This is a genomic window from Motiliproteus sp. SC1-56, from assembly GCF_017309075.1.
Classification (GTDB): Bacteria; Pseudomonadota; Gammaproteobacteria; order Pseudomonadales; family Balneatricaceae; genus Motiliproteus.
In genome coordinates this window covers 53,448-75,953 of sequence record NZ_JAEMGS010000015.1, presented here as the reverse complement: position 1 = coordinate 75,953, position 22,506 = coordinate 53,448, and the positions used below count along the sequence as shown (strand labels likewise).

The 22,506-nt window shown below is 63.4% G+C and carries 19 protein-coding genes; 12 read left to right on the top strand and 7 right to left on the bottom strand.

Annotation, left to right across the window (positions count from 1 at the left end):
- Nucleotides 1-46: 46 nt before the first annotated feature.
- Both JGZ97_RS15400 and JGZ97_RS15395 read left to right on the top strand, forming a co-directional pair.
- On the top strand, nt 47-1,384 hold the full coding sequence (locus tag JGZ97_RS15400) for an ABC transporter substrate-binding protein (RefSeq protein WP_207063585.1): 1,338 nt from the start codon (nt 47-49) through the stop codon (nt 1,382-1,384).
- A 148-nt stretch (nt 1,385-1,532) separates the two neighbouring features.
- Nucleotides 1,533-2,714: an acetyl-CoA C-acyltransferase gene (locus JGZ97_RS15395; protein WP_207063584.1), complete on the top strand. Its 1,182-nt coding sequence runs from the start codon at nt 1,533-1,535 to the stop codon at nt 2,712-2,714.
- A 77-nt stretch (nt 2,715-2,791) separates the two neighbouring features.
- Here JGZ97_RS15395 and JGZ97_RS15390 read toward each other — a convergent pair whose 3' ends face one another.
- Nucleotides 2,792-3,688 carry an AraC family transcriptional regulator gene (locus tag JGZ97_RS15390; RefSeq protein ID WP_207063583.1) on the bottom strand — a complete coding sequence of 299 codons (897 nt, stop codon included), beginning with the start codon at nt 3,686-3,688 and terminating at the stop codon, nt 2,792-2,794.
- 188 nt (nt 3,689-3,876) lie between these two features.
- Between JGZ97_RS15390 and JGZ97_RS15385 the strand changes: the two genes are divergently transcribed.
- From JGZ97_RS15385 to JGZ97_RS15350, 8 genes are all read left to right on the top strand, one after another.
- Complete coding sequence (locus JGZ97_RS15385) at nt 3,877-5,370, top strand: CoA-acylating methylmalonate-semialdehyde dehydrogenase (RefSeq protein ID WP_207063582.1); 1,494 nt, start codon at nt 3,877-3,879, stop codon at nt 5,368-5,370.
- A gap of 178 nt (nt 5,371-5,548) precedes the next feature.
- Nucleotides 5,549-6,706: an acyl-CoA dehydrogenase family protein gene (locus JGZ97_RS15380; protein WP_207063581.1), complete on the top strand. Its 1,158-nt coding sequence runs from the start codon at nt 5,549-5,551 to the stop codon at nt 6,704-6,706.
- Nucleotides 6,707-6,827: 121 nt separating this feature from the next.
- A complete protein-coding gene (locus JGZ97_RS15375) occupies nt 6,828-7,604 on the top strand; it encodes an enoyl-CoA hydratase (protein WP_207063580.1) in 777 nt (258 codons plus the stop codon).
- A 22-nt stretch (nt 7,605-7,626) separates the two neighbouring features.
- Entirely contained in the window at nt 7,627-8,739 is a 1,113-nt protein-coding gene (locus tag JGZ97_RS15370; protein WP_207063579.1) for an enoyl-CoA hydratase/isomerase family protein, read from the top strand.
- 52 nt (nt 8,740-8,791) lie between these two features.
- On the top strand, nt 8,792-9,682 hold the full coding sequence (mmsB, locus tag JGZ97_RS15365; RefSeq protein WP_207063578.1) for a 3-hydroxyisobutyrate dehydrogenase: 891 nt from the start codon (nt 8,792-8,794) through the stop codon (nt 9,680-9,682).
- A gap of 67 nt (nt 9,683-9,749) precedes the next feature.
- Nucleotides 9,750-10,184, top strand: a complete 435-nt coding sequence (locus JGZ97_RS15360) for a thioesterase family protein (RefSeq protein WP_207063577.1) — start codon at nt 9,750-9,752, stop codon at nt 10,182-10,184.
- 73 nt (nt 10,185-10,257) lie between these two features.
- Nucleotides 10,258-12,150, top strand: coding sequence for a propionyl-CoA synthetase (locus tag JGZ97_RS15355; protein WP_207063576.1), 1,893 nt, complete (start codon nt 10,258-10,260; stop codon nt 12,148-12,150).
- Nucleotides 12,151-12,254: 104 nt separating this feature from the next.
- Nucleotides 12,255-13,019: a 3-hydroxyacyl-CoA dehydrogenase gene (locus JGZ97_RS15350; RefSeq protein WP_207063575.1), complete on the top strand. Its 765-nt coding sequence runs from the start codon at nt 12,255-12,257 to the stop codon at nt 13,017-13,019.
- Between the two features lie 105 nt (nt 13,020-13,124).
- On the opposite strand, the gene JGZ97_RS15345 is transcribed toward JGZ97_RS15350, so the two are convergent.
- The 3 genes from JGZ97_RS15345 to alr all read right to left on the bottom strand — a co-directional run bounded on the left by JGZ97_RS15345 (nt 13,125) and on the right by alr (nt 14,909).
- Nucleotides 13,125-13,430, bottom strand: coding sequence for a hypothetical protein (locus JGZ97_RS15345; RefSeq protein WP_207063574.1), 306 nt, complete (start codon nt 13,428-13,430; stop codon nt 13,125-13,127).
- A gap of 96 nt (nt 13,431-13,526) precedes the next feature.
- Entirely contained in the window at nt 13,527-13,727 is a 201-nt protein-coding gene (locus JGZ97_RS15340; RefSeq protein ID WP_207063573.1) for a hypothetical protein, read from the bottom strand.
- Nucleotides 13,728-13,826: 99 nt separating this feature from the next.
- Entirely contained in the window at nt 13,827-14,909 is a 1,083-nt protein-coding gene (alr, locus tag JGZ97_RS15335; RefSeq protein ID WP_207063572.1) for an alanine racemase, read from the bottom strand.
- A gap of 243 nt (nt 14,910-15,152) precedes the next feature.
- Here alr and lrp point away from each other — a divergent pair, with 243 nt between their 5' ends.
- On the top strand, nt 15,153-15,644 hold the full coding sequence (lrp, locus tag JGZ97_RS15330; RefSeq protein ID WP_207063571.1) for a leucine-responsive transcriptional regulator Lrp: 492 nt from the start codon (nt 15,153-15,155) through the stop codon (nt 15,642-15,644).
- A 27-nt stretch (nt 15,645-15,671) separates the two neighbouring features.
- Here lrp and JGZ97_RS15325 read toward each other — a convergent pair whose 3' ends face one another.
- The gene (locus JGZ97_RS15325) at nt 15,672-16,190 is read right to left on the bottom strand and encodes a hypothetical protein (RefSeq protein WP_207063570.1); all 519 of its coding nucleotides are present in this window, start codon (nt 16,188-16,190) and stop codon (nt 15,672-15,674) included.
- Between the two features lie 187 nt (nt 16,191-16,377).
- Complete coding sequence (locus JGZ97_RS15320; RefSeq protein ID WP_207063569.1) at nt 16,378-20,436, bottom strand: hypothetical protein; 4,059 nt, start codon at nt 20,434-20,436, stop codon at nt 16,378-16,380.
- A 241-nt stretch (nt 20,437-20,677) separates the two neighbouring features.
- Here JGZ97_RS15320 and JGZ97_RS15315 point away from each other — a divergent pair, with 241 nt between their 5' ends.
- Nucleotides 20,678-21,043, top strand: a complete 366-nt coding sequence (locus JGZ97_RS15315; RefSeq protein ID WP_207063568.1) for a hypothetical protein — start codon at nt 20,678-20,680, stop codon at nt 21,041-21,043.
- A gap of 51 nt (nt 21,044-21,094) precedes the next feature.
- On the opposite strand, the gene JGZ97_RS15310 is transcribed toward JGZ97_RS15315, so the two are convergent.
- Nucleotides 21,095-22,480 carry a tetratricopeptide repeat protein gene (locus JGZ97_RS15310; RefSeq protein ID WP_207063567.1) on the bottom strand — a complete coding sequence of 462 codons (1,386 nt, stop codon included), beginning with the start codon at nt 22,478-22,480 and terminating at the stop codon, nt 21,095-21,097.
- Nucleotides 22,481-22,506 lie beyond the last annotated feature (26 nt).

The following is a 22,506-nucleotide window of genomic DNA, read 5'->3' as shown; positions in this document are numbered from 1 at the left end:
GGCCGGCGGCAATCGCTGCGCAGTGGTCATCGCGAGGAGAATAAGAATGATGTCGATGAAGTACCTGGGAAAGTGGGCGGCCGGGGCTGCCTTTTTGGTGGCGACCCTGGGGGGCGGGGCGTCCTATGCCGCCGAGCAGTTCATACCGGTACCCAGTTATCGGGTCGGCGCCTACGCCGCCGGGGGGAGCGGGGTGTTTGGCGGGATGCTCGACTACTTCAATCTGATCAATGAACGGGACGGGGGCATCAACGGGGTGCGCCTGGTCTGGGAGGAGTGCGAGTTCGAGTACCGCACGCCGCGGGCGGTGGCCTGTTACGAGCGGCTGAAGGACAAGGGTGAGCGGGGGGCGCCCCTGTTTCAGTTTGTCAGTACCGGGGCGACCTACTCCGTGCTGCCGCGGGCGCGCAAGGACAGGATTCCGGTGTTGTCGGTGGGCTACGGGCGTTCCGATTCCGCCGACGGGCGGGTGTTCCCCTATGCCTTTCCGCTGGTGACCACCTACTGGAGCCAGAACAGCGCCAAAATCCGCTTTATCGGCATGCAGGAAGGGGGGATGGAGCGGCTCAAGGGCAAAACCTTGGTCAACCTGCATCACGGTTCGGGTTACGGACGTGAGACGGTGCCTATCCTGGACCGCCAGGCCGAACGGTATGGCTTTCGGGTGGTGCATCTGGAAGTGCCGCACCCGGGCACCGAACAGCACTCCCAGTGGTTGAAGATTCGCCGGCTTAATCCGGACTGGGTGATCCTGCGAGGTTGGGGGGTGATGAATCCGACCGCGCTCAAGACCGCGGCCAAGGTGGGCTATCCCCGGGAGCGGATGGTCGGGGTCTGGTGGTCCGGTGCCGAAGAAGACGTGATTCCCGCCGGCGACGCGGCCAAGGGGTTTATCGCTGCCGGCTTTCACCCTGGGGGGACCGGTTTTGACGTGCACCGGGACCTGAAAAGCCAGGTCTACGACCGGGGTCTGGGCGATCTGGATGATCCGGCGCGGGTTGGCAGCGTCTACCATAACCGGGGCCTGATTACCGGCATGCTGACGGTTGAGGCCATTCGGCGGGCCCAGGAAAAGTACGGGGTGCGCCCGCTCAGCGGTGAGGAGGTGCGCTGGGGGCTGGAGAACCTGGATCTGAGCGAGGCGGATATCGAGGCTCTGGGATTCAAGGGGCTGGCGCAGCCGCTGAAGTTGAGCTGTGCCGACCACGAAGGGGGCGGGGCGGTGATCTTTTCCCAGTGGGACGGGGCGCGCTGGGTGCCGCTTACCGACTGGGTGGAGTCGGACCGGGAGCTGGTGCGGTCGATGATCGAGGCCTCTGCGGCGCGGTACGCCGAGGCCCAGGGAATCACGCCCCGCGAGTGCGCGTCGCCTGCGGCTTCCTAGGCGGTAGCGCGGTCGCGAGGCGGTAGCATAGTCGCGAGGCGGGTGTGTTAAGTGGGTCGCGTTGGTCACTGCGCTTGACGAACGCGGCCTTTTCTTGAATGATTTGATTTACGTTAACGTAAACTAGAGTGAGCGAGTGTTTTCCGCCATGAGTGACAACAGTATTGTAATCGTTTCCGCTGCCCGCACCCCCATGGGGGGGCTGCAGGGTGCATTGAGCGCCGTACGGGCGCCGGATCTTTGCGCCACCGCCATCAAGGCCACCCTGGAGCGGGCCGGTCTGGCGCCGGAGAAGGTCGACGAAGTGGTGATGGGCTGCGTGCTGCCCGCGGGACTCGGCCAGGCGCCGGCGCGGCAGGCGTCGCTGGGTGCCGGAATTTCAAAGGCCGCCGGTTGCACCACGGTCAACAAGATGTGTGGCTCGGGCATGAAGGCGGTGATGCTGGCCCACGACCAGATCAAGGCCGGCAGCGCCAAGGTGATGGTAGCGGGGGGTATGGAAAGCATGAGCCAGTCCCCCTACTTGCTGCCCAAGGCGCGCACCGGCATGCGCATGGGGCACGGCCAGGTGCTGGACTCCATGTTCCTCGACGGCCTTGAGGATGCCTACGAGGGCGGGCTGATGGGTACCTTCGCCCAGAAGACCGCTGACGATTACGGGGTGACCCGCGAGGCCATGGACGATTTTGCCATCGGCTCCTTGCAGAAGGCCCTGGCCGCCATCGAGAACGGCGACTTCGCCGAGGAGATCGTGCCGGTGACGGTCGCGTCCCGTAAGGGCGAGGTGCGGGTGGATACCGACGAGCAGCCCGGCAACGCCCAGTTGGACAAGATCCGCAAGCTGCGCCCCGCCTTCAAGAAGGATGGCACCGTTACCGCCGCCAACTCCAGCTCCATCTCGGACGGCGCCTCGGCGCTGCTGTTGATGAGCGAAGCCGAGGCCGCCCACCAGGGGCTCACGCCGCTGGCGCGGATCAAGGCCCATGCTACCCATGCCCAGCTGCCGGCGGAGTTCACCATCGCGCCTATCGGTGCCATTCAAAAGGTGTTGGAAGGTGCCGGCTGGGATAAGGACGAAGTGGACCTGTTTGAGATCAATGAGGCGTTCGCCGTGGTCACCATGCTCGCCACCAGCGAGCTGGGGCTGGATCCAGGCAAGGTGAACATTCACGGCGGCGCCTGCGCCCTGGGCCACCCCATCGGCTCCTCGGGATCGCGGATTCTGGTGACCCTGCTGCACGCGCTCAAGCATCAGGGCAAGCGCAAGGGCGTGGCCTCGCTGTGCATCGGCGGTGGCGAGGCAACGGCCGTGGCGGTGGAGATGCTGTAACCGCGCCTCCACAATATTGTCTAGGTAGAAGTTGTCTTAAGTTGTAGAAAGGGCGCGGCCAAGGAGGCCGCGCCCTTTCAGGTTTGGGGCCTGGGCCAGGACCCCAGTCGCATCTTGCGGTAAGCGGTGGGGGAGAGCCCCATCACCTTTTTAAAGATGCGGGAGAAGTAGTAGGCATCGTCATAGCCCAGGGCATAGCTGATTTCGCTGACGCTCTGGTGGCCCAGGTCCAGCAGTTGGCAGGCGTGTTCGATTTTCAGGTTGATAAAGTGGTTGATGGCGCTGGTGCCGGTGAGCTCCTTGTAGCGCTTGGCAAAGTGGTACTTGGAGAGGTTCACCTGCCGGGCCAGGGTATCGAGCTCCAGGGACTGGTGAATATGGGCCTGCATGTAGCTGTGCACCCGCTCCAGATCGAGCCCCGCGCGGGTGCTGTCGCGGCTGCGCAGCAGCGCCAGGTAGCTGAGGATCTGGCGCAGCTGGTTGGCGGCGTGCAGGAAGGGCTTGAGCTGGTAGCCGCTTTGCCGGACCTGGAGCAGGTTCTCGAAATCGGCGATCAGTTTGGCATTCTGGCCCAGATCGATCACCGGGTAGGCCGGGTCAAGGGACAGGTGGCGTACAAAGGCCGCCGCCGCCTCGCCTTCAAAGTGCACCCAGTAGATGCTCCAGGGCTGGCTGTCGTCAGCCCGGTAGCGATGGGCCAGTCCCTGCGGCAGGAGCACCAGCTGGCCCGCCTCCAGGTGGCCCCGACGGGGACCTACGATCAGTTCGCCGCGGCCCTCGGTGCAGTAGATCAGCAGGTAATCGTCGTGGTTTTCGCGCTCCATGGCGTGGCCCCGTGCCGCCACGTAGTGGCCGATGCCCAGGGGATAGAGCTCCCGGGAGAGGGGGTGCCGGCGCAGCTGGTCGACCAGGGCGCGTGGCACGACGTAACGGGCGCTGTCGGCGGGTAGGGGCCAGCTGGAGGGTCGACTCATTAGACCTTTGTTCTACTTTGGTGCAGGAAAATGACAATATAGTCCATTATTAGGGCAATTTTATCAATCCTAGAGGGTGTGGGCGCTGTGCTTAAATCGTAAACAAGCGTCAAGCAGTAGCGACCTAATTGAGATTCGACCCACAAATAAGAACACGGCAGGTCACGCCGCAAGCAAAGGTGAACAGCATGAGTAAGCAAGTCCCCCTCTTTATCGACGGCCAGTTTGTCCAGAGCGAATCCGAGCGCTGGATCCCGGTGACCAACCCCGCCACCCAGGAGGTGATCGCCCAGGTGCCCTGCGCCACCGATGCGGAGATGGAGCGTGCCATCGCCAGCGCCGCCAAGGCCTTTGAGACCTGGAAGGAGACCCCTGTTTCCGAGCGCGCGCGACTGATGCTGCGCTACCAGGCGCTGCTCAAGGAGCACCACGACGAGATCGCCACCATCCTCTCCGAGGAGACCGGCAAGACCTTCGAGGACGCCAAGGGAGACGTGTTCCGCGGCATCGAGGTGGTCGAGCACGCCTGCAACATCGCCACCCTGTCCATGGGCGAGACCATGGAGAACGTGGCCCGCAAGATCGACAGCTACAGCTACACCCAGCCCCTCGGCGTCTGCGTTGGTATCACGCCCTTTAACTTCCCGGCCATGATCCCCCTGTGGATGTTCCCCATGGCGATCGCCTGCGGCAACACCTTTATCCTCAAGCCCTCCGAGCAGGACCCGAACACCCCCACCCGTCTGGCTGAACTCTTCGTCGAGGCCGGCGCTCCCGAGGGTGTGCTGCAGGTGGTACACGGCTCCAAGGAGCAGGTGGACACGCTGCTGACCCACCCGGAGACCCAGGCGATCTCCTTCGTCGGCTCTGTGGCAGTGGGCGAGTACATCTACAAGACCGGCACCGATCACCTCAAGCGCGTGCAGGCCTTCGCCGGCGCCAAGAACCACATGGTGGTGATGCCCGACGCCCAGAAGAACCAGATGATCAACAACCTGGTGGGCGCTTCCGCCGGGGCCGCCGGCCAGCGCTGCATGGCCATCTCCGTGGCGGTGTTCGTGGGCGAGTCCCGGGAGTGGATCCCCGAGATCCAGGAAGCGCTCTCCAAGGTGCGCCCCGGCGCCTGGAACGACCCCGAGGCGGCCTACGGCCCCCAGATCAACCCCCAGGCCAAGGACCGCATTCTCAGCTTTATCGAGGCCGGCAAGAAAGAAGGCGCCGAGTGCCTGCTGGACGGCTCCAACTGCAAGGTCGAGGGCTACCCCGACGGCAACTGGGTGGGCCCGACCCTGTTCCGCGGCGTGACCACCGACATGTCCATCTACAAGGAGGAGATCTTCGGTCCGGTGCTCTGCTGTATCGAAGTGGACACCCTGGAAGAGGCCATCGCCCTGGTCAACGACAACCCCTACGGTAACGGCACCTCCATCTTTACCGCGTCCGGCGCCGCGGCGCGCAAGTACCAGCACGAGATCAAGGTGGGCCAGGTGGGCATCAACGTACCGGTGCCGGTGCCGCTGCCCTTCTTCTCCTTCACCGGCTGGCGCAAGTCGTTCTACGGTGACCAGCATGCCTACGGCAAGCAGGCGGTGAAGTTCTACACCGAGACCAAGACCGTCACCGCGCGCTGGTTTGAAGATGACATCAGCACCGGCGCCAACATGACTATCAACCTGAAGTAGGCTTAGCACCTGGCCGGGGCTCATTCCCCGGCCGTTTTCGGGAGGCGCGACGCGCCTCCCTTTTTAGCCCTTGCCAGGGAGCCTGAAAAAATCGTTCGGCCATTTTTTCAGCTTCTTTATGAACGCAGGGCTGGCGCCTCGCCCGCGCCGCCCTCAGAGAGATAATAAGAGAACGCGTATGGATTTTAATCTGACCGAAGACCAGGTGGCCTTTGCCGATGCGGCGCGGGCCTTTTCCGAGCAGGAGCTGGCGCCGGCGGCCGGCGAGTGGGATCTGAAGCAGATCTTTCCGAAGGATGTGATCAAAAAAGCCGGTGAGCTGGGTTTCTGCGGCATCTACACCCCCGAGAGCGCGGGCGGCATGGGGCTCTCGCGCCTGGACGCCCACGTTATCTTCGAGCAGCTGGCGATGGGCTGCACCTCCACCACCGCCTTTATCACCATTCACAACATGGCCACCTGGATGATCGGCGAGTTCGGCAATAGCGAGACCATTGAGCGCTGGTGCCCGAGTCTGGTGATGGGTGAACAGCTGGCCTCCTACTGCCTGACCGAGCCCAACGCCGGCTCTGATGCGGCCTCTCTCAAGACCAGCGCTCGCCGAGACGGCGACCACTACATCCTCAACGGCAGCAAGTGCTTTATCTCCGGCGCCGGAGACACCGACGTGCTGGTGGTGATGGCCCGCACCGGCGCCGAAGGGCCCAAGGGCATATCTGCCTTCGCGGTTGACGCCACCCTCGAGGGGATCAGCTACGGGCGTAAGGAAGACAAGATGGGCTGGAACAGCCAGCCCACCCGCATGATCACCTTCGACGACGTGCGGGTGCCGGTCAGCGCCCGCCTGGGGGAGGAGGGCGACGGTTTCAAGATCGCCATGAAGGGGCTCGATGGCGGTCGCATCAATATCGCCACCTGTTCCGTGGGCACCGCTCAGCAGGCGCTGGACAGCGCCACCGCCTACATGCAGGAGCGCAAGCAGTTCGGCAAACAGCTGGCCCAGTTCCAGGGGCTGCAGTTCAAGCTCGCCGACATGGCCACCGAGCTGGTGGCGGCCCGGCAGATGATCCGCCTGGCGGCGTTCAAGCTGGATAACAACGACCCGGACAAGACCACCTACTGCGCCATGGCCAAGCGTTTTGCCACCGACGTGGGCTTCCAGGTGTGCGACGCGGCCCTGCAGATCTACGGCGGCAACGGGTACATCAAGGAGTACCCCATGGAACGCCACGTGCGGGACACCCGGGTGCACCAGATCCTGGAGGGCACCAACGAAATCATGCGGGTGATCATTGCCCGCCGGCTGCTGAGCGAAGGCGCCTCCAGCATTATTTAAGCAGGGACTGCCAGCGTCCTTTAACAAGGATCCGCCGGCGTACCTTAAAGAGCGGGCGACGCCCGCTCCGTTAACCCGTTAAACAGGGTGCAGGCAAGCACCGCAGCAAGAGGTTTAAGCGATGAGCGACAAGATTCTAGTGGAAAAGCGCGGCCACACCGCCCTGATCACCATGAACAACCCCCCGGCCAACACCTGGACGATCCAGAGCCTGCAGGCGCTGAAGGCGACCGTGGAGGAGCTGAACGCGGACCGGGATATCTATGCGCTGGTGGTCACCGGGCAGGGTGACAAGTTCTTCTCCGCCGGGGCCGACCTCAACCAGTTCGCCGACGGGGACGTGGGCGTTGCCCGGGATGCGGCGCGCGCCTTCGGCGAGGCCTTCGAGACCCTGAGCCGGTTCCGCGGCGTATCCATCGCCGCCATCAACGGCTTCGCCATGGGCGGAGGCCTGGAAGTGGCCCTGGCCTGCGACCTGCGCGTCGCCGAGGAGCAGGCCCAGATGGCGCTGCCCGAGGCCAAGGTGGGGCTGCTGCCCTGTGCCGGCGGCACCCAAAACCTGCTCAACCTGACCAGCATGGCCTGGGCCAAGCGGTTGATTCTCTGCGGCGAGCGGATTAAGGCGGACAAGGCCCTGGAGATCGGGCTGGTGGAGGAAGTGGTGCCCCAGGGCGGCGCCCTGGACAAGGCCCTGGAAATCGCCGAGCGGGTTGCCGAGCAGAGCCCCTCGTCGGTCGCTGCCTGTAAGGAGCTGATCCAGCTGAATCACCAGCACAGCAATGCCATCACCCTGCCCACCGAGCGTGAGTACTTTGCCGACCTGTTCCACACCGAGGATCAGAAGGAAGGGGTGAGCGCCTTCCTGGAAAAGCGCAAGCCCGAGTGGAAGAACCGCTGAGCGGTAAGCAGAGGAGAATGCCATGGAAGCGAACGCACTGATGATTACCGAACACCCGGCGGGCAATGGCAAGAAGGTGGTCCAGGCCACCCTTAACGCCGAGAAGAGCCTGAACGCCCTGACCCTGGAGATGATCCGTCTGCTGGCGCCCAACCTGTCCCGCTGGCAGCAGGACCCCGAGGTCGCGGCGGTGGTGCTGGACGGGGCGGGCACCAAGGCCTTCTGTGCCGGGGGCGATATCCGTAACCTTTACCTCGGCATGACCGGTGAAGGGGAGGACGGATTCTGCGAGACCTTCTTCACCGAGGAGTACCGCCTGGATCACGCCATCCACTGCTTTGAAAAGCCGCTCATCGTCTGGGGCAGCGGCATCGTCATGGGCGGTGGTCTCGGCCTGATGGCCGGCGCCAACTACCGGGTGGTCACCGAAACATCGCGCATCGCCATGCCTGAAGTGAGCATCGGCCTCTACCCCGACGTGGGAGGAACCTGGTTCCTCAACCGCATGCCTGGGCATGTCGGCCTGTTCCTGGGGCTCACCGCCAGCGCCCTGAACGCGGCCGATTGCCGCTACCTGGGCCTTGCGGACCGCTTTTTGAAGAGTGACAAGAAGGGCGAGATGCTGGAGCGGCTGCAGGCGGTGGAGTGGGGCGACAGCCTGGAAGCCCTGCATCACGGCACCAACACCGTATTGCGCGCGCTGGAGCAGCAGAGCCTTGAGGCGCAGCCAGAGTCCCAGGTGCTGGCCCACTTCGATGTGATCAACAGCCTGATGGATCACTACGAGCTGAAAGACAAGGTGGCCGCCATCCTGGCCCTGGAAACCGACGACCGTTGGCTGCAGAAGGCCCAGCAGGCCGCGCGCGCCGGCAGCCCGGCGGCCATGGTGCTGATCGATGCCCAGCTCAAGCGGGGGCGCCACCTGTCGCTCAAGCAGGTGTTCCAGGCCGAACTCGATCTGTCGGTCAACTGCAGCCGGGCCGGGGAGTTTGCCGAAGGGGTACGCGCCCTGCTGATCGACAAGGACGGCAAGCCCGACTGGAAGTTCAAGTCCCTGGACGAGGTAGACACGGCCTGGATCGAGGGGCTCTTCACGTCCCCCTGGAACGGGGAGCAGCCGCTGGCGGACATGTAGTCGCGGCGACGCCCAGAAGGAACAGAAATTACAAAAACAAAAGGTGAACGTTATGTCCAAAATCGCATTTGTCGGCCTCGGCAACATGGGCGGCCCCATGGCTGCCAACCTGGTCAAGGCCGGGCACGAGGTGCACGTCTTTGACCTCTCCGAGGCGGCACTGCAGCATGCCGTGGAAGCGGGCGCTGTGGCCGCCCCCAGCGCCGTGGAAGCCGCCGAGGGGGTGGAGTACCTGATCACCATGCTGCCCGCGGGCAAGCACGTCGAATCGGTGCTGGTGAAGCAGGACGCCCTGCTGGACAAGGTCTCCAAGGAGTGCCTGGCGATCGACTGCAGCACCATCGATGCTGATACCGCCCGCCGGCTGGGCGCCGCCGCCGAGGCGCGCGGAATCCAGTTTGTCGATGCGCCGGTCTCCGGGGGTATCGCCGCTGCCGCCGCCGGCACCCTGGCGTTCATGGTGGGGGGCAGCGAAGCCGGATTTTCCCGGGCCAAGCCGGTACTCGAGTGCATGGGCAAGAACATCTTCCATGCCGGTGATGCCGGTGCCGGCCAGCTGGCCAAAGCCTGTAACAACATGCTGCTGGCGATTCACATGGCCGGTACCGTGGAAGCGTTGAACATGGGCATCAACAACGGCCTGGATCCCAAGGTGCTGTCTGAGATCATGCTCAACAGCTCCGGGCGTAACTGGTCTCTTGAGGTCTACAACCCGGTGCCTGGGGTGCAGGAGAACTCGGCGGCGTCCCGCGGTTACGAAGGGGGCTTTATGACCGACCTGATGTGCAAGGATCTGGGGCTGGCCATGGACGCGAGTCAGACCAGCGGCTCACCGGTGCCCATGGGCTCCGCCGCCCGCGGACTGTTCAACCTGCACCAGGCCCACGGCAACGGTAAGCTGGACTTCTCCAGCCTGCTCAAGCTCTACCAGAAAGGCGAGTAAACGAGAAAAGGCTCCTTCCGGGGAGCTTTTTTGTGTCCTGGCTAACGATGGTTACGTAAGGAGAGTTATGTCCGAATCGATTGATGAGCTGCTGCGTGACTACCCGGTGACCCTGGAGTTACCGGTGCAATGGGGCGACATGGATTCGTTTGCCCACGTCAACAACCTGGTGTATCTGCGCTGGTTCGAGAGCGGGCGCGTGGCCTACATGGAAAAAATGGGGGCCATGGGGGCCGAGGCCGGCGATATCGGGCCGATCCTGGGCCATATGGACTGCCGCTATCGAATTCCCCTGGAGTACCCGGACCGGATTACCGTGGGGGTCAGGGTCACCGAGATCGGCGAGGACCGCTTCACCCTGCATCACCGGGTGGTGAGTCACCAGCACCGCAAGGTCGCCGCCGAAGGAGGCGGGGTGATCGTCTGCGTCGATTACAAACGGGGGGGCAAGGCGCCGTTGCCGGACGCCTGGCGAGAGGCCATCACCCGCCTGGAGGGCTGAGACAGGTCCGGGGTGAGGCTGCGGTTTTGGCCTTACCGACGCTGCAACATAAAAATTAGAAGAGGATTGCAACATGGGTTATCAAAGTGAGTACAAAGAATCCCTCGCGGACAAGGAAGCCTTCTGGGCTCGCCAGGCCGACGCCATCGCCTGGTACAAAAAACCGAACCGAATCCTGAGCGAGGCCGATTACGGTACCCACCGCTGGTTCAGCGACGGCGAGCTGAACACCTGTTACCTGGCGCTGGACTACCACGTGGACAACGGCCGTGGCGAGCAGGTGGCCCTCTACTACGACTCGCCCGCCACCGGCAGTAAGCGGGCGATCACCTACAACCAGCTGCTGACCGACGTGAAGCGCTTTGCCGGTGCCCTCAAGGCCCAGGGTATCGGGAAGGGTGACCGGGTCGTCATCTACATGCCCATGGTGCCGGAAGCGGCGGTGGCCATGCTGGCCTGCGCTCGCCTGGGCGCGATTCACTCCGTGGTGTTTGGCGGCTTTGCCCCGAATGAGCTGGCGATCCGCATCGATGACGCCGAACCCAAAATGGTGATCACCGCCTCCTGTGGCCTCGAATTCGAGAAGGTGATCGAGTACAAGCCCCTGGTGGACAAGGCCTTTGAACTGTCGGCCCACAAGCCGGATCACTGCGTGGTACTGCAGCGCCCGCAGGCCAGGGCGGAGATGACCGCGGGGCGTGACCTGGACTGGCAGCAATTCCAGGAAGGGGTGGCGGACGTCGACTGTGTCCCGGTGGAGTCCACCCATCCCCTCTACATCCTGTACACCTCCGGCACCACCGGCAAGCCCAAGGGGATCGTGCGTGATAACGGCAGCCACGCGGTGGCGCTGATGTACGCCCTGCGCAACATCTACGGCATGAACGCCGGCGATGTCTGGTGGGGTGCCTCCGACATCGGCTGGGTGGTGGGCCATAGCTTTATCGTCTACGGCCCCCTGATGGGCGGCTGCAGTGCCATCTTTTACGAGGGCAAGCCGATCAAGAGTCCCGATGCCGGGGCCTTCTGGCGGGTGATCGAAGAGTACAAGGTCAACTCCATGTTCGCCGCGCCCACCGCGTTTCGGGCTATCCGCAAGGAGGACCCGGAGGGCGCGCTGGCGAAGAACTACGACCTTTCCAGCCTGCGCTGGCTGTTTGTGGCCGGTGAAAAGCTGGATTCGTCCACCTACAGCTGGCTGGACGGCCTGCTGGGTGTGCCGGTGATCGACCACTGGTGGCAGACCGAAACCGGCTGGCCGATGACCGCGCCCTTGATGGGGGTGGAGCCGGTGCCGACCCGCCTGGGCTCCACCTGCGTGCCGGTGCCCGGTTACGATATCCAGGTGGTGGACCCGGCCGGTAAGGCGCTGGGCCCTGATGAACACGGCAATATCGTGGTGCGCCTGCCCATGCCGCCCGGGGTGGCCCAGACCATCTGGAACAACCCCGAGCGCTTCCAGCAGTCCTACCTGACCGCGTTCCCGGGCTATTACCACACCGGCGACGGCGGCTTTAAGGACAAGGACGGATACGTCTATATCACCGGGCGTACGGATGATGTTATCAACGTCTCCGGCCACCGCCTGAGCACCGGCGAGATGGAAGAGGTGATCGCCAAGAACCCCGCCGTGGCGGAGTGCGCGGTGATTGCCGTGGCCGATGAAATGAAGGGCCATGTGCCCGTGGGGCTGGTGGTGCTCAAGCAGGGCGCCGAGGTGGACGAGGCGCAACTGCAGCAGGAGCTGGTCAGCCTGGTGCGGGCCGAGGTCGGGGCGGTCGCCTGTTTCCGCAAGGCGGTGGTGGTGCAGCGCCTGCCGAAAACCCGCTCCGGTAAGATTCTGCGCGCCATCCTGCGGAAAATTGCCGATGCGGAAGCCTACAACATGCCCTCGACCATCGACGACGAGACCATTTTGCCGGAGATTACCGAGACCATGGCCGAGGCCGGGCTCGGCCGGGGCTAGAGCCTTAAGCGCAACCCGGGGGCCGTCAGCGTGCTGACGGCCCCTTCTTGTGTAGGCGCTGGCACGAAGAACGATAAACACGCAAAGAATGTGACGAGGTATACATGGAGCTGAACAACAAGGCCGTGGTGGTGACCGGAGGGGCCTCGGGCCTGGGACTGACCACCTGTCGCGAGCTGGCGGCGAAAGGGGCCCGGGTGGCCGCCTTTGATCTGAACGAGGAGGCAGGTCGCGTCCTGACCGAGGAACTGGGCGAAAAGGCGCTGTTTGCCAAGGTGGACGTGACCGACGCCGACTCCGTCGCTGCCGGGTTCGCCCGTACCCTGGACGCCTTCGGGGCCGTGCACGTGTGCATCAACTGCGCCGGCGTTGCGACCCCGGGCAAGGTGCTGGGGCGCAACGGCCCGTTGGATCTGGCGAAGTTCAGCCAGGTGATCAACATCAACCTGGTGGGCACCTTCAACGTGCTGCGCCTGGCCGCCGAGCAGATGGCGAAGAACGAGGCGGAAAACGGCGAGCGCGGGGTGATCATCAACACCGCCTCGGTGGCGGCCTTTGACGGTCAGATGGGACAGGCCGCCTACAGCGCCTCCAAGGCGGGCGTGGCCGGCATGACCCTGCCGATCGCCCGGGACCTGGCCAAGCTGGGGATTCGCATCATGACCATCGCGCCGGGTATTTTCGACACCCCGATGATGAAAGGCATGCCCGACGAAGTGCGCGACCCCTTGATCCAGATGGTGCAGAACCCCAAGCGTTTCGGCGATCCGGTGGAGTACGCCGCCCTGGCCGAGCACATCATCCGTAATCCCTACCTCAACGGCGAGACCATTCGCCTGGACGGCGCCATCCGTATGGAGCCGAAGTAAGGCCCGGTCAATCTCTTCAGCGTGAAGCGTGAGGAGGGAAGCTGCCGCCAGCCACGCAGGTGCCATGGCGGCAGTTCAGGGGGATCCTTAGCTCAGGTTTGATTCTCAGAGCGTGTCGAGGATCTCCACGATCTCGCGGGTATTCTCAATCACTTTGATCAGCTTGCCTTCCACCCGAATGGTCACCAGGCCCTTGTCGTCTTTGATCACCGTCGACTCGCGGTAGATATCCTCGTCGAGCACATCTCCTCTGCTCAGTTTTTTCTGCCAGCCCGGCGGGAGCGCCTGTCCCCGCTGCTCTTTCTTCTGCAGCCCGGGGGGCAGGCGTTTCTCATGGGCATCCTTGGCCATGGCCGTTGACGAAAGGGCAAGCGCCAGAACAACGGCGAGGGCCGTGGCAGTGTGTTTCATAGATCACCTGAAGGTCGGTAGGTTGGATAGCAAAGGGCGAAAAAAACCGAGGGCCCGGGAATATCTCCCGGCCCCGGTGGTTTCCTGAATCTGCGCTCAGTGTCCGGGCGGGGTTCCCTCGACGGCCTGCACGTAGCTTTCGGCATCTGCGCGAGTGCGGCTGAAGTAGACCACGCGGCTGTAACGCCGGCCTGCGCCGCCGGGATCATCGACAAAACGGTGGACCCAGAAGCTGTGCGGGCCTTTGGCCTCGACGGCGTGGGATTCGGTGGCGGCAGGTTGTATCAGTGGGGACATAAGCATCGGCCTCCGTAATGAGCGGACTCTCATGGGTTATCGGCCTGGTGGTGTCGGAATTTAGTCTGTTATACGCACGAAGGCGCATATTGGATCAGGTCAGCGGTTCCGGTAGTGGCGTTTGACCCTGGGCGTCAGCGTGGTGACCAGTTGGTAGGGGATCGAATCGCACCAGCGGGCCACTTCGGCGACCGGCAGGTGAGGCCCCCAGAGGCAGACCGGGTCGCCGATGTTCACGTTGGTGAGATCGGTAAGATCCACGGTCAGCATGTCCATGGAGACCCGTCCCGCCAGCGGACAACGCTGGCCGTTGACCAGCACCGGTGTGCCGTCTCGGGCGTGGCGGGGGTAACCGTCGCCGTAGCCCATGGCGACCACCCCCACGCGGGTAGGGCGCTGGCAGCGAAAGCGGGCGCCGTAGCCGATCGGTTCGCCGGCGGGCAGGTCGCGGATCGCGATCAGCTCCGAGCTGAGTTCCATGGCGCTTTGCAGTTGTCGGCTCTCGGCATTGGGGGTCTCCAGGGGGTCGGCGCCGTAAAGCATCATTCCCGGCCGGGTCCAGTCGCCGTGGGCCTGGGGCCAGGCGAGCAGCGTCGGTGAGTTGGCCAGGCTCCACGGCGCCGGCAGGCCCCGGCAGGTGGCCTGGAACAGCGCCAGCTGCTCCGCAGTGCGGCGGCAGCCATCTTCATCTGACTGGGCGAAGTGGGTCATCAGCAGCAGCTCTGCGGCGCGGTCGCTGGCCTTTAACTGCGCAAACGCCGACCGCAGGTCCGATGGGTCCAGCCCCACCCGGTGCATGCCGCTGTCCAGTTTCAGCCAGACCCTGAGCGGGCGGGCGAGGGGGGCGGCCAGAAACTGCGCCACTTGGTGCAGGCTGTGGATCACGATATCCAGTTCAAGCTGGGCTATGGGTGCAAGCTCGGCAGGCTCAAAGAAGCCTTCCAGCAGCACCAGGCGGTTCTTGATCCCGGAGTCGCGCAGCAGAATTGCCTCTTCGAGGCAGGCCACCCCGAAACCGTCCGCCTCGGGAGCCAGGGCCTGGGCGACCTCCACCGCGCCGTGGCCGTAGGCGTCGGCTTTGACCACCGCCAGGGCGCGGGCGGCAGGCGCGAGGCGTTTGGCCAGGCGATAGTTATGGCGAATGGCGTCCAGGTCGATGGTGGCTTTGGCGGCTCGAGTCATTTTCGGTGTCCTTGCTACAACAGCCGCAGTTAACGGCACGGGGCTAATTTAAACAGGAAGCCTGGAAGGAGAACAGGGGTATCAGAGGGGGAAAACCGGTGATTGGTGCCCTTGCGGTGGCTCGGCATTCAATCACGCTTTAAAACGCCTATATTGGAACTGTTCTTAAGATAATATTTCTTTATGCTCGCCAAAAGCAGCTGTTGATGCTGGCTGACAAGCAAAAACCAAAGGAAATTATTGATGGCGAAAAAAGCGCGGGAGCTGGACCGGATCGATCGCAATATTTTGCGTACGCTGCAGAAGAACGGCCGTATCTCCTATGTCGACCTGGCTCAGGAGGTGGGGCTCAGCACCACCCCCTGCCTGGAGCGGGTGCGACGGCTGGAAAAGGACGGCGTGATCAAGGGTTATACAGCCCTGCTGGAGCCCAAGCAGCTCGAGGCCGGGTTGCTGGTATTCGTGGAGATCAGCCTGACCTATCGCTCCGGCACCGTATTCGAGGACTTCAAGCGCGAGGTGCTCAAGCTTCCCCATGTCATGGAGTGCCACCTGGTATCCGGGGATTTTGACTACCTGATCAAGGCCCGTATCAGCGAGATGGCGGCTTACCGCGAGTTGTTGGGGGAGCTGCTGATCCGGCTGCCAAACGTGGACAAGTCGCGCAGCTACATCGTAATGGAAGAGGTGAAGGAGAGTTCCAACATCGCGGTGCCGGACCTGCCTCCCCGCTAGTTCACTGCCCCGTGGGCGCTGCCGAAATTAATCGGCTGGCGGAGTGCGGGTGAATTCGAGCTCCCCCAAATTAACCAGTTTGGCGACCAGGGCGTCCTGCTCGTGCTGTCGGCGCTCACGTAACAGGAGTTTGCTGATGGACGCCCGCGCCTCGTCCAGCTCGACGCCGATACGCTCGCGGTTGTCCCGGTAGAAACTGCTGATCGCGGCGCTGGTCGGCGGTGTCACGTCGAAGACCCTGGCTTCCAGTTCTTGCCGCGACAGGTTAAGCCGGCGTGTTTCCCGGTCCAGGTAAATCTCGAGGGCCGCCGTTGCCAGCAGGCGGTGTTCGGCCAGGTCCACCTGCTGATGAAGCTGCTTCAAAGCCTTCGGATAGGGGGCGGGGAGTTCCGCCCGGGTATAGGTTTTACCGGCAAGGCTGAATACCGGCGCCTCCGGCACCGGTTGCGGCGCATCGGTACGCCCCAGCCACCAGCCGCCGAACCCTCCCAATATGAGCGCGAGCGATGTCCAGAGCCAAGACAGAGAGCGGAGAGGTCGAACCATGACATGCCTCAATCGGTTTGGGCCGGGCGGCCTTGTCAGAGCATAGCCGCTGTCACCCCTTCCTCCCTCAAAATATGGGCGCGGTGCCCGGAGCTGGGCCGTGCGCGTTGTTTTGCCGGGTGACCTGGCGGGGGCAAAGGGGGGACTGTGGGTGGTAACGGCGGGCACTCGGCGGTCCCCGGCACCGTCAATAGACTTTCACGTCCCAGGCGAATAGTGGGATGGTCACCTCATATTTGGTTTTCACCCCAGCCGTCACGTCGGTGCCATCCGTAGCGGTCGTCGATGACGCGTATTCGCCGGCCAGGTTACCACTAGCCTCACCGCCCACGGTCGTGCTCTCGCTCGAGGACGCCTCGGCGCCGATGTCGAACACTTTGAAGGGTAGCTTCAGCCCCAGTCCCAGTGTCACCACCTCTTCAAGCGCCGCTTTCAGCGCCGCCTGGGCCGCCAGTTTGAGGCCGCTGTTCTTGACGACCTCGTGAACCGCCTTGACCACGCTCTCTGCCTCGACTACCAGGGTCTTGGTGCGCATCCTGAATTCCATCACCACGTCCGGCGAATTGGGTAGGTTGATGACGACGTTATCCCCAATCTCGGACATGCCGCCAAAGCTGGCAAACACGCCGAAGGTCGCCTTGCGCCCGGGGGTCAGAAGATAGGTTTCGGGCAGAATGTAGCGGCCATCCTCGAAGGGGATCGGAATATTGCCGTTCATCGGCACATCGCTTCCATATTCGAAAAAGGTCGCCAGGATCCGCGCCTCTCCGAAATCATAGGTGGCGCCCATATGATCCTCGAACAGAAACTGGAACTGGTACTTCAACTGGTCCGGCCGGGTGCTGGGCATTCCCAGCGTGCGCCTGCGCCTTTCCTTCTGCTTGCGGGTCATCTTCTTGACTTCGGTCCGCTCGTCTTCGTTCAGCGCGCCGCCCCTGTCAGGCTGGGTGTTCGGGGGTGTCGGCGCGGGTGACGGTGGAGTTTCGCGGCCCATGCTCTCGGCCAGTTTCGCCATATCTCCCAGCGAGCTTTCGACGATCGAGCCGACCTTCTCGCCCATCTTGCCAGCCTGGGCCAGCACCTCTTTCTGCGCGTCGCCTGCCAGGCCGGACGAGGCCTTGGCCAGCTCGGTGGCAAGCGTGGTGAGGTTGTTCAGGGTGGTGGCAAGGCTGGAAGCATTGGTCTGGATCATGGCTGAAAGGTCCAGCTTGCCCGCTTCGGCCGCGAAAGCGGCGAGCGTACCGGGCAGGGGGTAGTTGGGCGGTGTGGCCTGCTGCAGGGTGGCGCCCGGTACGGTCGGGCTGAGTTCCATCGGCTGGGAGCGATCGGCATTCGGGTCGACCGTGCCGATCCCCGGCGAGGGCAGGATGTCGTAATGCGAATTGCGCCGGATGTCATATAGCTCGGCGCCCTTGGCCTGGCTCAGAACCGGCTCCATGAAGACTGCCGGGCTGGGCAGGCTGGTTTCGGAACTGACGACCGGTCGCTCCATCAGACTCTTGGTCAACGCCATGATGCGATCATAAAAGACCCGGATCGCATCAAGCCCACTCAGCGCACCGCCGCTACCAGCATCGATCTCAGGCTCTTCGATGAAGGCGAGGATCGCGCGGACATGATCCAGCGTCTGGGCAATCAGCGCGGTGCGCTCCGCCGGATCCGTCGTGGTCAGAATTAGGACGAGGAAGCTGCGCAGCGAAACCAGCCGTTCCCTGAGCGACCGCTCGGGCTCTTGCGTCGAGGGCAGCAGGCTCAGCCCTTCGGCAAACGCGCCCATCGTGTCGATGGCGGTTTCCGCGCCGGACAGGGCGATATCCCCGTCTTCGAGGGCCTCCACCAACTGCTCCAGCGCCGAGACGATCTTGGTCAGGTCGACGGTGAAGGCGGGGGCGGCGGCGGGTACTAGCTGTGGCGCCCGTCTCAACGGCAGCACCACATGGCCGCCCGAGAAACCCACGGGGTTGGTGCCGGCTATTTCGCGCAGGGGCACCCCCGCGACGCTGAGCTGGTCGAGCACGCAGATCAGCTGCTCGCGCTCGATCTGTTGCAGGATCAGGCGGGTGAAGCCGAACTTGTTGGCATTGAGAAAACCTACAAGGTTGGCGATTCGGGCCTGGGTTGTCTCGCGGGTCTCTTCGGCGTCTTCCAACTCCGCCTGCTGTTCGGTGATCCCGGCATAGGCGGTCCGCAGCCGGTTGGCAATATTCCAACTCACTGTGGCACTGGCATTGCCGCCGACCAGAATCGGAGGTGTTCCGATGTTCTGATCGTCCTCAACATCGCCCAGCGTGGGCACCGCGCCGATCAGCCGGCTACGATCGCGCAATGTCAGGTCGACATTGATCTTTTCGAAAGCGACGGCGGAAAGGTCGAAACTTTCATTTGTGCCGGGTATGTTTAATTCTAGGGCCGAATTGTCATTGTCGATACGGATGCCAGTGATCGTCTCGATCCGCACATCCTGATTGGTGCGGTAATCGCCGACATACTCCGGATTGGTGTTGGCCGAGTTCTGACGGGTCAGCGGAACGTCCCCATTCGCGGTAACCAGTGCGGCACGCACGAACTCGCGTTTGATCCCGCTGTAGAACAGGTTCATCATCGCGCCCGCCATTGCCATGGTGCCCCCCACTAAGCCCACGGCCCCGGCTATCGCGGCAGATCCCCCCGCGACCAGGGTGATCAGTTGCGTGTTGATCAGGTCTTGAATCGCCGAGCCGTCGAAATCTAGCTTGACCCGAATCTGGGTCGCCTGGATCTCGCTGACCAGCGGCAGCTCTTCGATCGCTTCCAGGGCGCTGTCCACCGGCGCAAGCGTAAGAAAGTAGGTGTCAATTGCCACAACCAGATCAGCATCTTTCATGTACTCCCTCAAGATCCACCAATATTGCTGCAACAGGCTTTCGTTGAAGGTGAAGGGACGGAAGGGCAGGAACAGAAGCGGGTCGACCGCCGTCAGCCAGAGATTCACGCGATAACGGTTCAGCACCTCGAAGTACATCGCGTTCAGGGCGTGGATTTTATTGTAATTCGTCACCCGCTCCGTGCGCAGGCGTTGACTTTCCTCTTCGACCGACTGGCTGACGATATTGGCCCAGAACGACCGGATCGAGGAGGCATTCTGCATCGAGCGTTCATGAATACGCTGGCCCGAATCTCCGGCGATTGAGCGGTTGCCGTCGGCTTCGGTCTCGACGAAGCCAAATGTCGTGGCGCCGGAATAGACCAGCGCCCCGGCCGCCGCACCCGCGGCCGCGCCGACTGCGGTGCCGACTGCCGCACCCGCCAGAGTCGGCGCGCCGCCCGCCGCGTTGGCCGCATTGCCGATAACCAGCCCCGCAAGAGCGCCCGAGACGCCGCCACCTACGCCACCGACAATCGCTCCAGCCGCGACGAAACTACCCGATGTCGCGGCATTTGCACCAAAAGCCGAGGTCGCACCGTGCTGATGCTCCTCGGCCGTGGCACGTGCCACCTCGTCGACTGCCCGCTGGTGGCTCATCAGGTTCACGAGCCGTTCCGACACCCGGTTGTCTTCGCTCCGGATCGCCCGGTTGATGCGTTTCCAGTCAAGTACCGAAACCTGGCTGTCCTGTCCCATGAACAACGACACCGAGCCCAGGGGTTCGCCCAAATGGATACCCGAATAAATCCAGTCTTGCCGGTAGGTCGCCGCGTAACCGAGGTATAACGTACCGCAAGCCATGTCAGCACGGTGGAACATTCGGTGGATCGGAGTGGCGAGGCTGGCGCTGGTGATGGGCAGGTCGCCCAAGTCGCGGGCGCGGATGAAACTGGTATAGCCCTTGGAGTTTCGGGTGTATTTCCGGCAACGAGGCAGCACACAATCGGGCGCCGAGGGATCTTCAACTAACGTCGATTCCCTGGCGGGTTCCAAAAGCTCCTCGGCCTCAGCAAAGGCCTCCCACTCGGCCAGTTCACGTATCGTCTTCACGCCCAGCTGCGCCAGCACCTCGGCGGTGCCACCGTCGACTGAGGCTAAAAGATCGACGTTGCCTTCCACCACCTTTAGCAGGGGGCGGGTCTGCGCCTCGTCATTCAGAACCTGGATCGCTTCCTTTTCGGGCACCAGTCCGTCTACCGCCGCCGTGACCAACTGTGCGTCCACCGCAGGCCGGAATGACAACAGATCGGACAGGGTGTGAATCCCCATCGCGGCCAGCAGCCGGTCGTGCCCCCTGTCCAGGGATGTCAGCGATGCTAACCGTGTGAATTGGCTTTCCATAAGTTTCTCCTCGCGTTTGCAGAAAGGAGTATAAGAAATAAAACCGCTTGACCTGTTCCTCTATGGCTGTCCAGTTCTTTGACCGTCTCTACTATGCTGCAGAGGCCCGCGGCCTGCAGTGGGCCCCGGCGCCGGGGCCGGACGTAAGTGTCGGTAAAGCTTTTACTTGCCCGGGCGATAACAGGAAGAGGCGGGGCCGGCGGTTGCAGGCTCCTGTGAATAAACAAATTAGGGAAACAGCGTGGCGGTCAGCAAAATCCAGAAGGTAACGATACTGTGTGGCGCGGGTATGGGGTTTGTCGTCGTCTGCCTGGTGTTGGCGTTGATTCTGTCGGGGTCCCTGGAACTGGTGGGCAAGAGCAGCGGTGAGATCGCCCAGATTGTAGAGCACCTGGACAGTACCGACAGCCTGAAGACCATCCTGGTCACCTACAGCAGCCAGTACCAGCAGGCCGAGGCGCACTGGCTGAGCGTGCTCAATCGAATATTGATGCTGCTGTTCGTGGTCTCCATGCTGGCGCTCGGCCTGCTGGTGGCCCTGATGGTGCAACTGCACCGTGGCGAGGGACTGCGCCAGCAGGTGCGCCGGCTCAAGCAGGGCGCCTGACCGGCGGCGGTGCTATTTCTGCCTCGGTAAAAGTTCAGCCTCGGTAAAAGTTCAGCCCCGGCGAAAAATCAGCAGCGCCCCTTCCACAGGCTTTCTCTGTTCCAAGCGCAGGGGGATGTTGCACTCGTCCCAGAGGCTAAGTCCCCGCTCCCGGGCCAGCGTCAGCAGGTAGTCCCGGTTGTGTCGGTAGCGGCCGGAGGGGTGCAGCACAAAGCCCTCCTGGGTGGTTGACTCCACGGTAAACGCAAAGAGACCGTCGCGACTGAGGGTGTGCGCCACCGCAGTGAAAACCGCCTCTAGCGATCCCACGTAGATTAATACGTCCAGCGCACAGACCAGGTCGTAGGGTTTGGTGCAGTGCTCCATGAAGCCGAGCAGCCCCTCGCCATGGAGGGCGTCATAACAGCCTTTGGCCGCCGCCAGCTTGAGCATGCGGGAGGAGAGGTCGACCCCTTCCAGGTAATCCACGTCCAGGTTGCGGCGGAGTTCGGCCCCCGCCAGCCCCGTGCCGCACCCCAGGTCGAGAACCCGGTCAAACCGGGCGCGTCCAAGGTGGGCGAGGCGCTCGGGCAGTAACCAGGGTGCGCGATAGCCCAGGCGGCCAACCAGGCGACGCTCAAAGGCTTCGGCGTGGCTGTCGTAGAGGCGGGTGATGTAACTGGAGGGGGCCTGCTCGACGCGGCGTCCCTCCAGCGCCGCGAGGCGGTGCTCGAGGGCTTCATCGTTCGGCTGCAGAGAGAGGGCCTTGCGGTAAAAGGGCAGGGCCTGGTCATAGTGGCCGTTGTCGCAGAAGTAGTCCCCCGCCTCCTCGTAGATCCCGGGACCGGCATGGAGCCCGGCGGCAGCCTGCAGCGCCGCTTCGCCGCCCTGCAGCAGGCTCAGGGCCAGCAGGAATTCCCAGCGCGCAGCGGATTCCGCCGGCGATGCCTGAATCAGCGGCTGCAGCAGGGTCAGTGCCTCTTCGGCGCGTCCCTGGCGGCGGCAGGCGACAGCCAGCCCCACCAGAAACTCGGGGTTGTCCGGGTCCAGGGCCAGGGCGCGGCGCAGGTCGGCTTCCATCGCCGGCCAGTCCTCCATCACCTCGTGGATATTGGCCCGGTTACCCAGAAAGGGCACCTGGTCTCCCCCTAGCAGCAACGCCTGGTTGGCGGCATCCAGGGCTTCGGCCAACTGCCCCTGTTGCTGCAGCGAGAGCGAGAGGTTGCTGTTCACCTGGGCCTGTTGCGGCGCGGGGCCGCCGCTCTGCAGGGCCTGGCGCAGCGCCTCGCTGGCACGGCTGAATTCGCCGTCCTTCAGGCAGAGGACGCCGTAGAGGTGAAGGGCATCGAAGTGGTCGGGCTGGCGGTGGAGCACTTTACGGCACAGGGCCCGGGCGGGGCCCGTCTTGCCCCGTCCCATCAACTCCATTGCCCGGTGCAACGGGTTACGATCTGACATGGACGCCATTATATCCTCGCTTGCCG

What these genes read in the sequence shown, in the direction of transcription:
- JGZ97_RS15380 (WP_207063581.1), top strand. Translation starts at nt 5,549, where the DNA reads ATGGATTTTAATCTGACCGAAGACCAGGTGGCCTTTGCCGATGCGGCG.
- JGZ97_RS15395 (WP_207063584.1), top strand. Translation starts at nt 1,533, where the DNA reads ATGAGTGACAACAGTATTGTAATCGTTTCCGCTGCCCGCACCCCCATG.
- JGZ97_RS15390 (WP_207063583.1), bottom strand. Translation starts at nt 3,688, where the DNA reads ATGAGTCGACCCTCCAGCTGGCCCCTACCCGCCGACAGCGCCCGTTAC.
- JGZ97_RS15340 (WP_207063573.1), bottom strand. Translation starts at nt 13,727, where the DNA reads ATGTCCCCACTGATACAACCTGCCGCCACCGAATCCCACGCCGTCGAG.
- mmsB (WP_207063578.1), top strand. Translation starts at nt 8,792, where the DNA reads ATGTCCAAAATCGCATTTGTCGGCCTCGGCAACATGGGCGGCCCCATG.
- JGZ97_RS15360 (WP_207063577.1), top strand. Translation starts at nt 9,750, where the DNA reads ATGTCCGAATCGATTGATGAGCTGCTGCGTGACTACCCGGTGACCCTG.
- lrp (WP_207063571.1), top strand. Translation starts at nt 15,153, where the DNA reads ATGGCGAAAAAAGCGCGGGAGCTGGACCGGATCGATCGCAATATTTTG.
- JGZ97_RS15355 (WP_207063576.1), top strand. Translation starts at nt 10,258, where the DNA reads ATGGGTTATCAAAGTGAGTACAAAGAATCCCTCGCGGACAAGGAAGCC.
- JGZ97_RS15320 (WP_207063569.1), bottom strand. Translation starts at nt 20,436, where the DNA reads ATGGAAAGCCAATTCACACGGTTAGCATCGCTGACATCCCTGGACAGG.
- JGZ97_RS15385 (WP_207063582.1), top strand. Translation starts at nt 3,877, where the DNA reads ATGAGTAAGCAAGTCCCCCTCTTTATCGACGGCCAGTTTGTCCAGAGC.
- JGZ97_RS15350 (WP_207063575.1), top strand. Translation starts at nt 12,255, where the DNA reads ATGGAGCTGAACAACAAGGCCGTGGTGGTGACCGGAGGGGCCTCGGGC.
- JGZ97_RS15310 (WP_207063567.1), bottom strand. Translation starts at nt 22,480, where the DNA reads ATGTCAGATCGTAACCCGTTGCACCGGGCAATGGAGTTGATGGGACGG.
- alr (WP_207063572.1), bottom strand. Translation starts at nt 14,909, where the DNA reads ATGACTCGAGCCGCCAAAGCCACCATCGACCTGGACGCCATTCGCCAT.
- JGZ97_RS15370 (WP_207063579.1), top strand. Translation starts at nt 7,627, where the DNA reads ATGGAAGCGAACGCACTGATGATTACCGAACACCCGGCGGGCAATGGC.
- JGZ97_RS15400 (WP_207063585.1), top strand. Translation starts at nt 47, where the DNA reads ATGATGTCGATGAAGTACCTGGGAAAGTGGGCGGCCGGGGCTGCCTTT.
- JGZ97_RS15325 (WP_207063570.1), bottom strand. Translation starts at nt 16,190, where the DNA reads ATGGTTCGACCTCTCCGCTCTCTGTCTTGGCTCTGGACATCGCTCGCG.
- JGZ97_RS15375 (WP_207063580.1), top strand. Translation starts at nt 6,828, where the DNA reads ATGAGCGACAAGATTCTAGTGGAAAAGCGCGGCCACACCGCCCTGATC.
- JGZ97_RS15345 (WP_207063574.1), bottom strand. Translation starts at nt 13,430, where the DNA reads ATGAAACACACTGCCACGGCCCTCGCCGTTGTTCTGGCGCTTGCCCTT.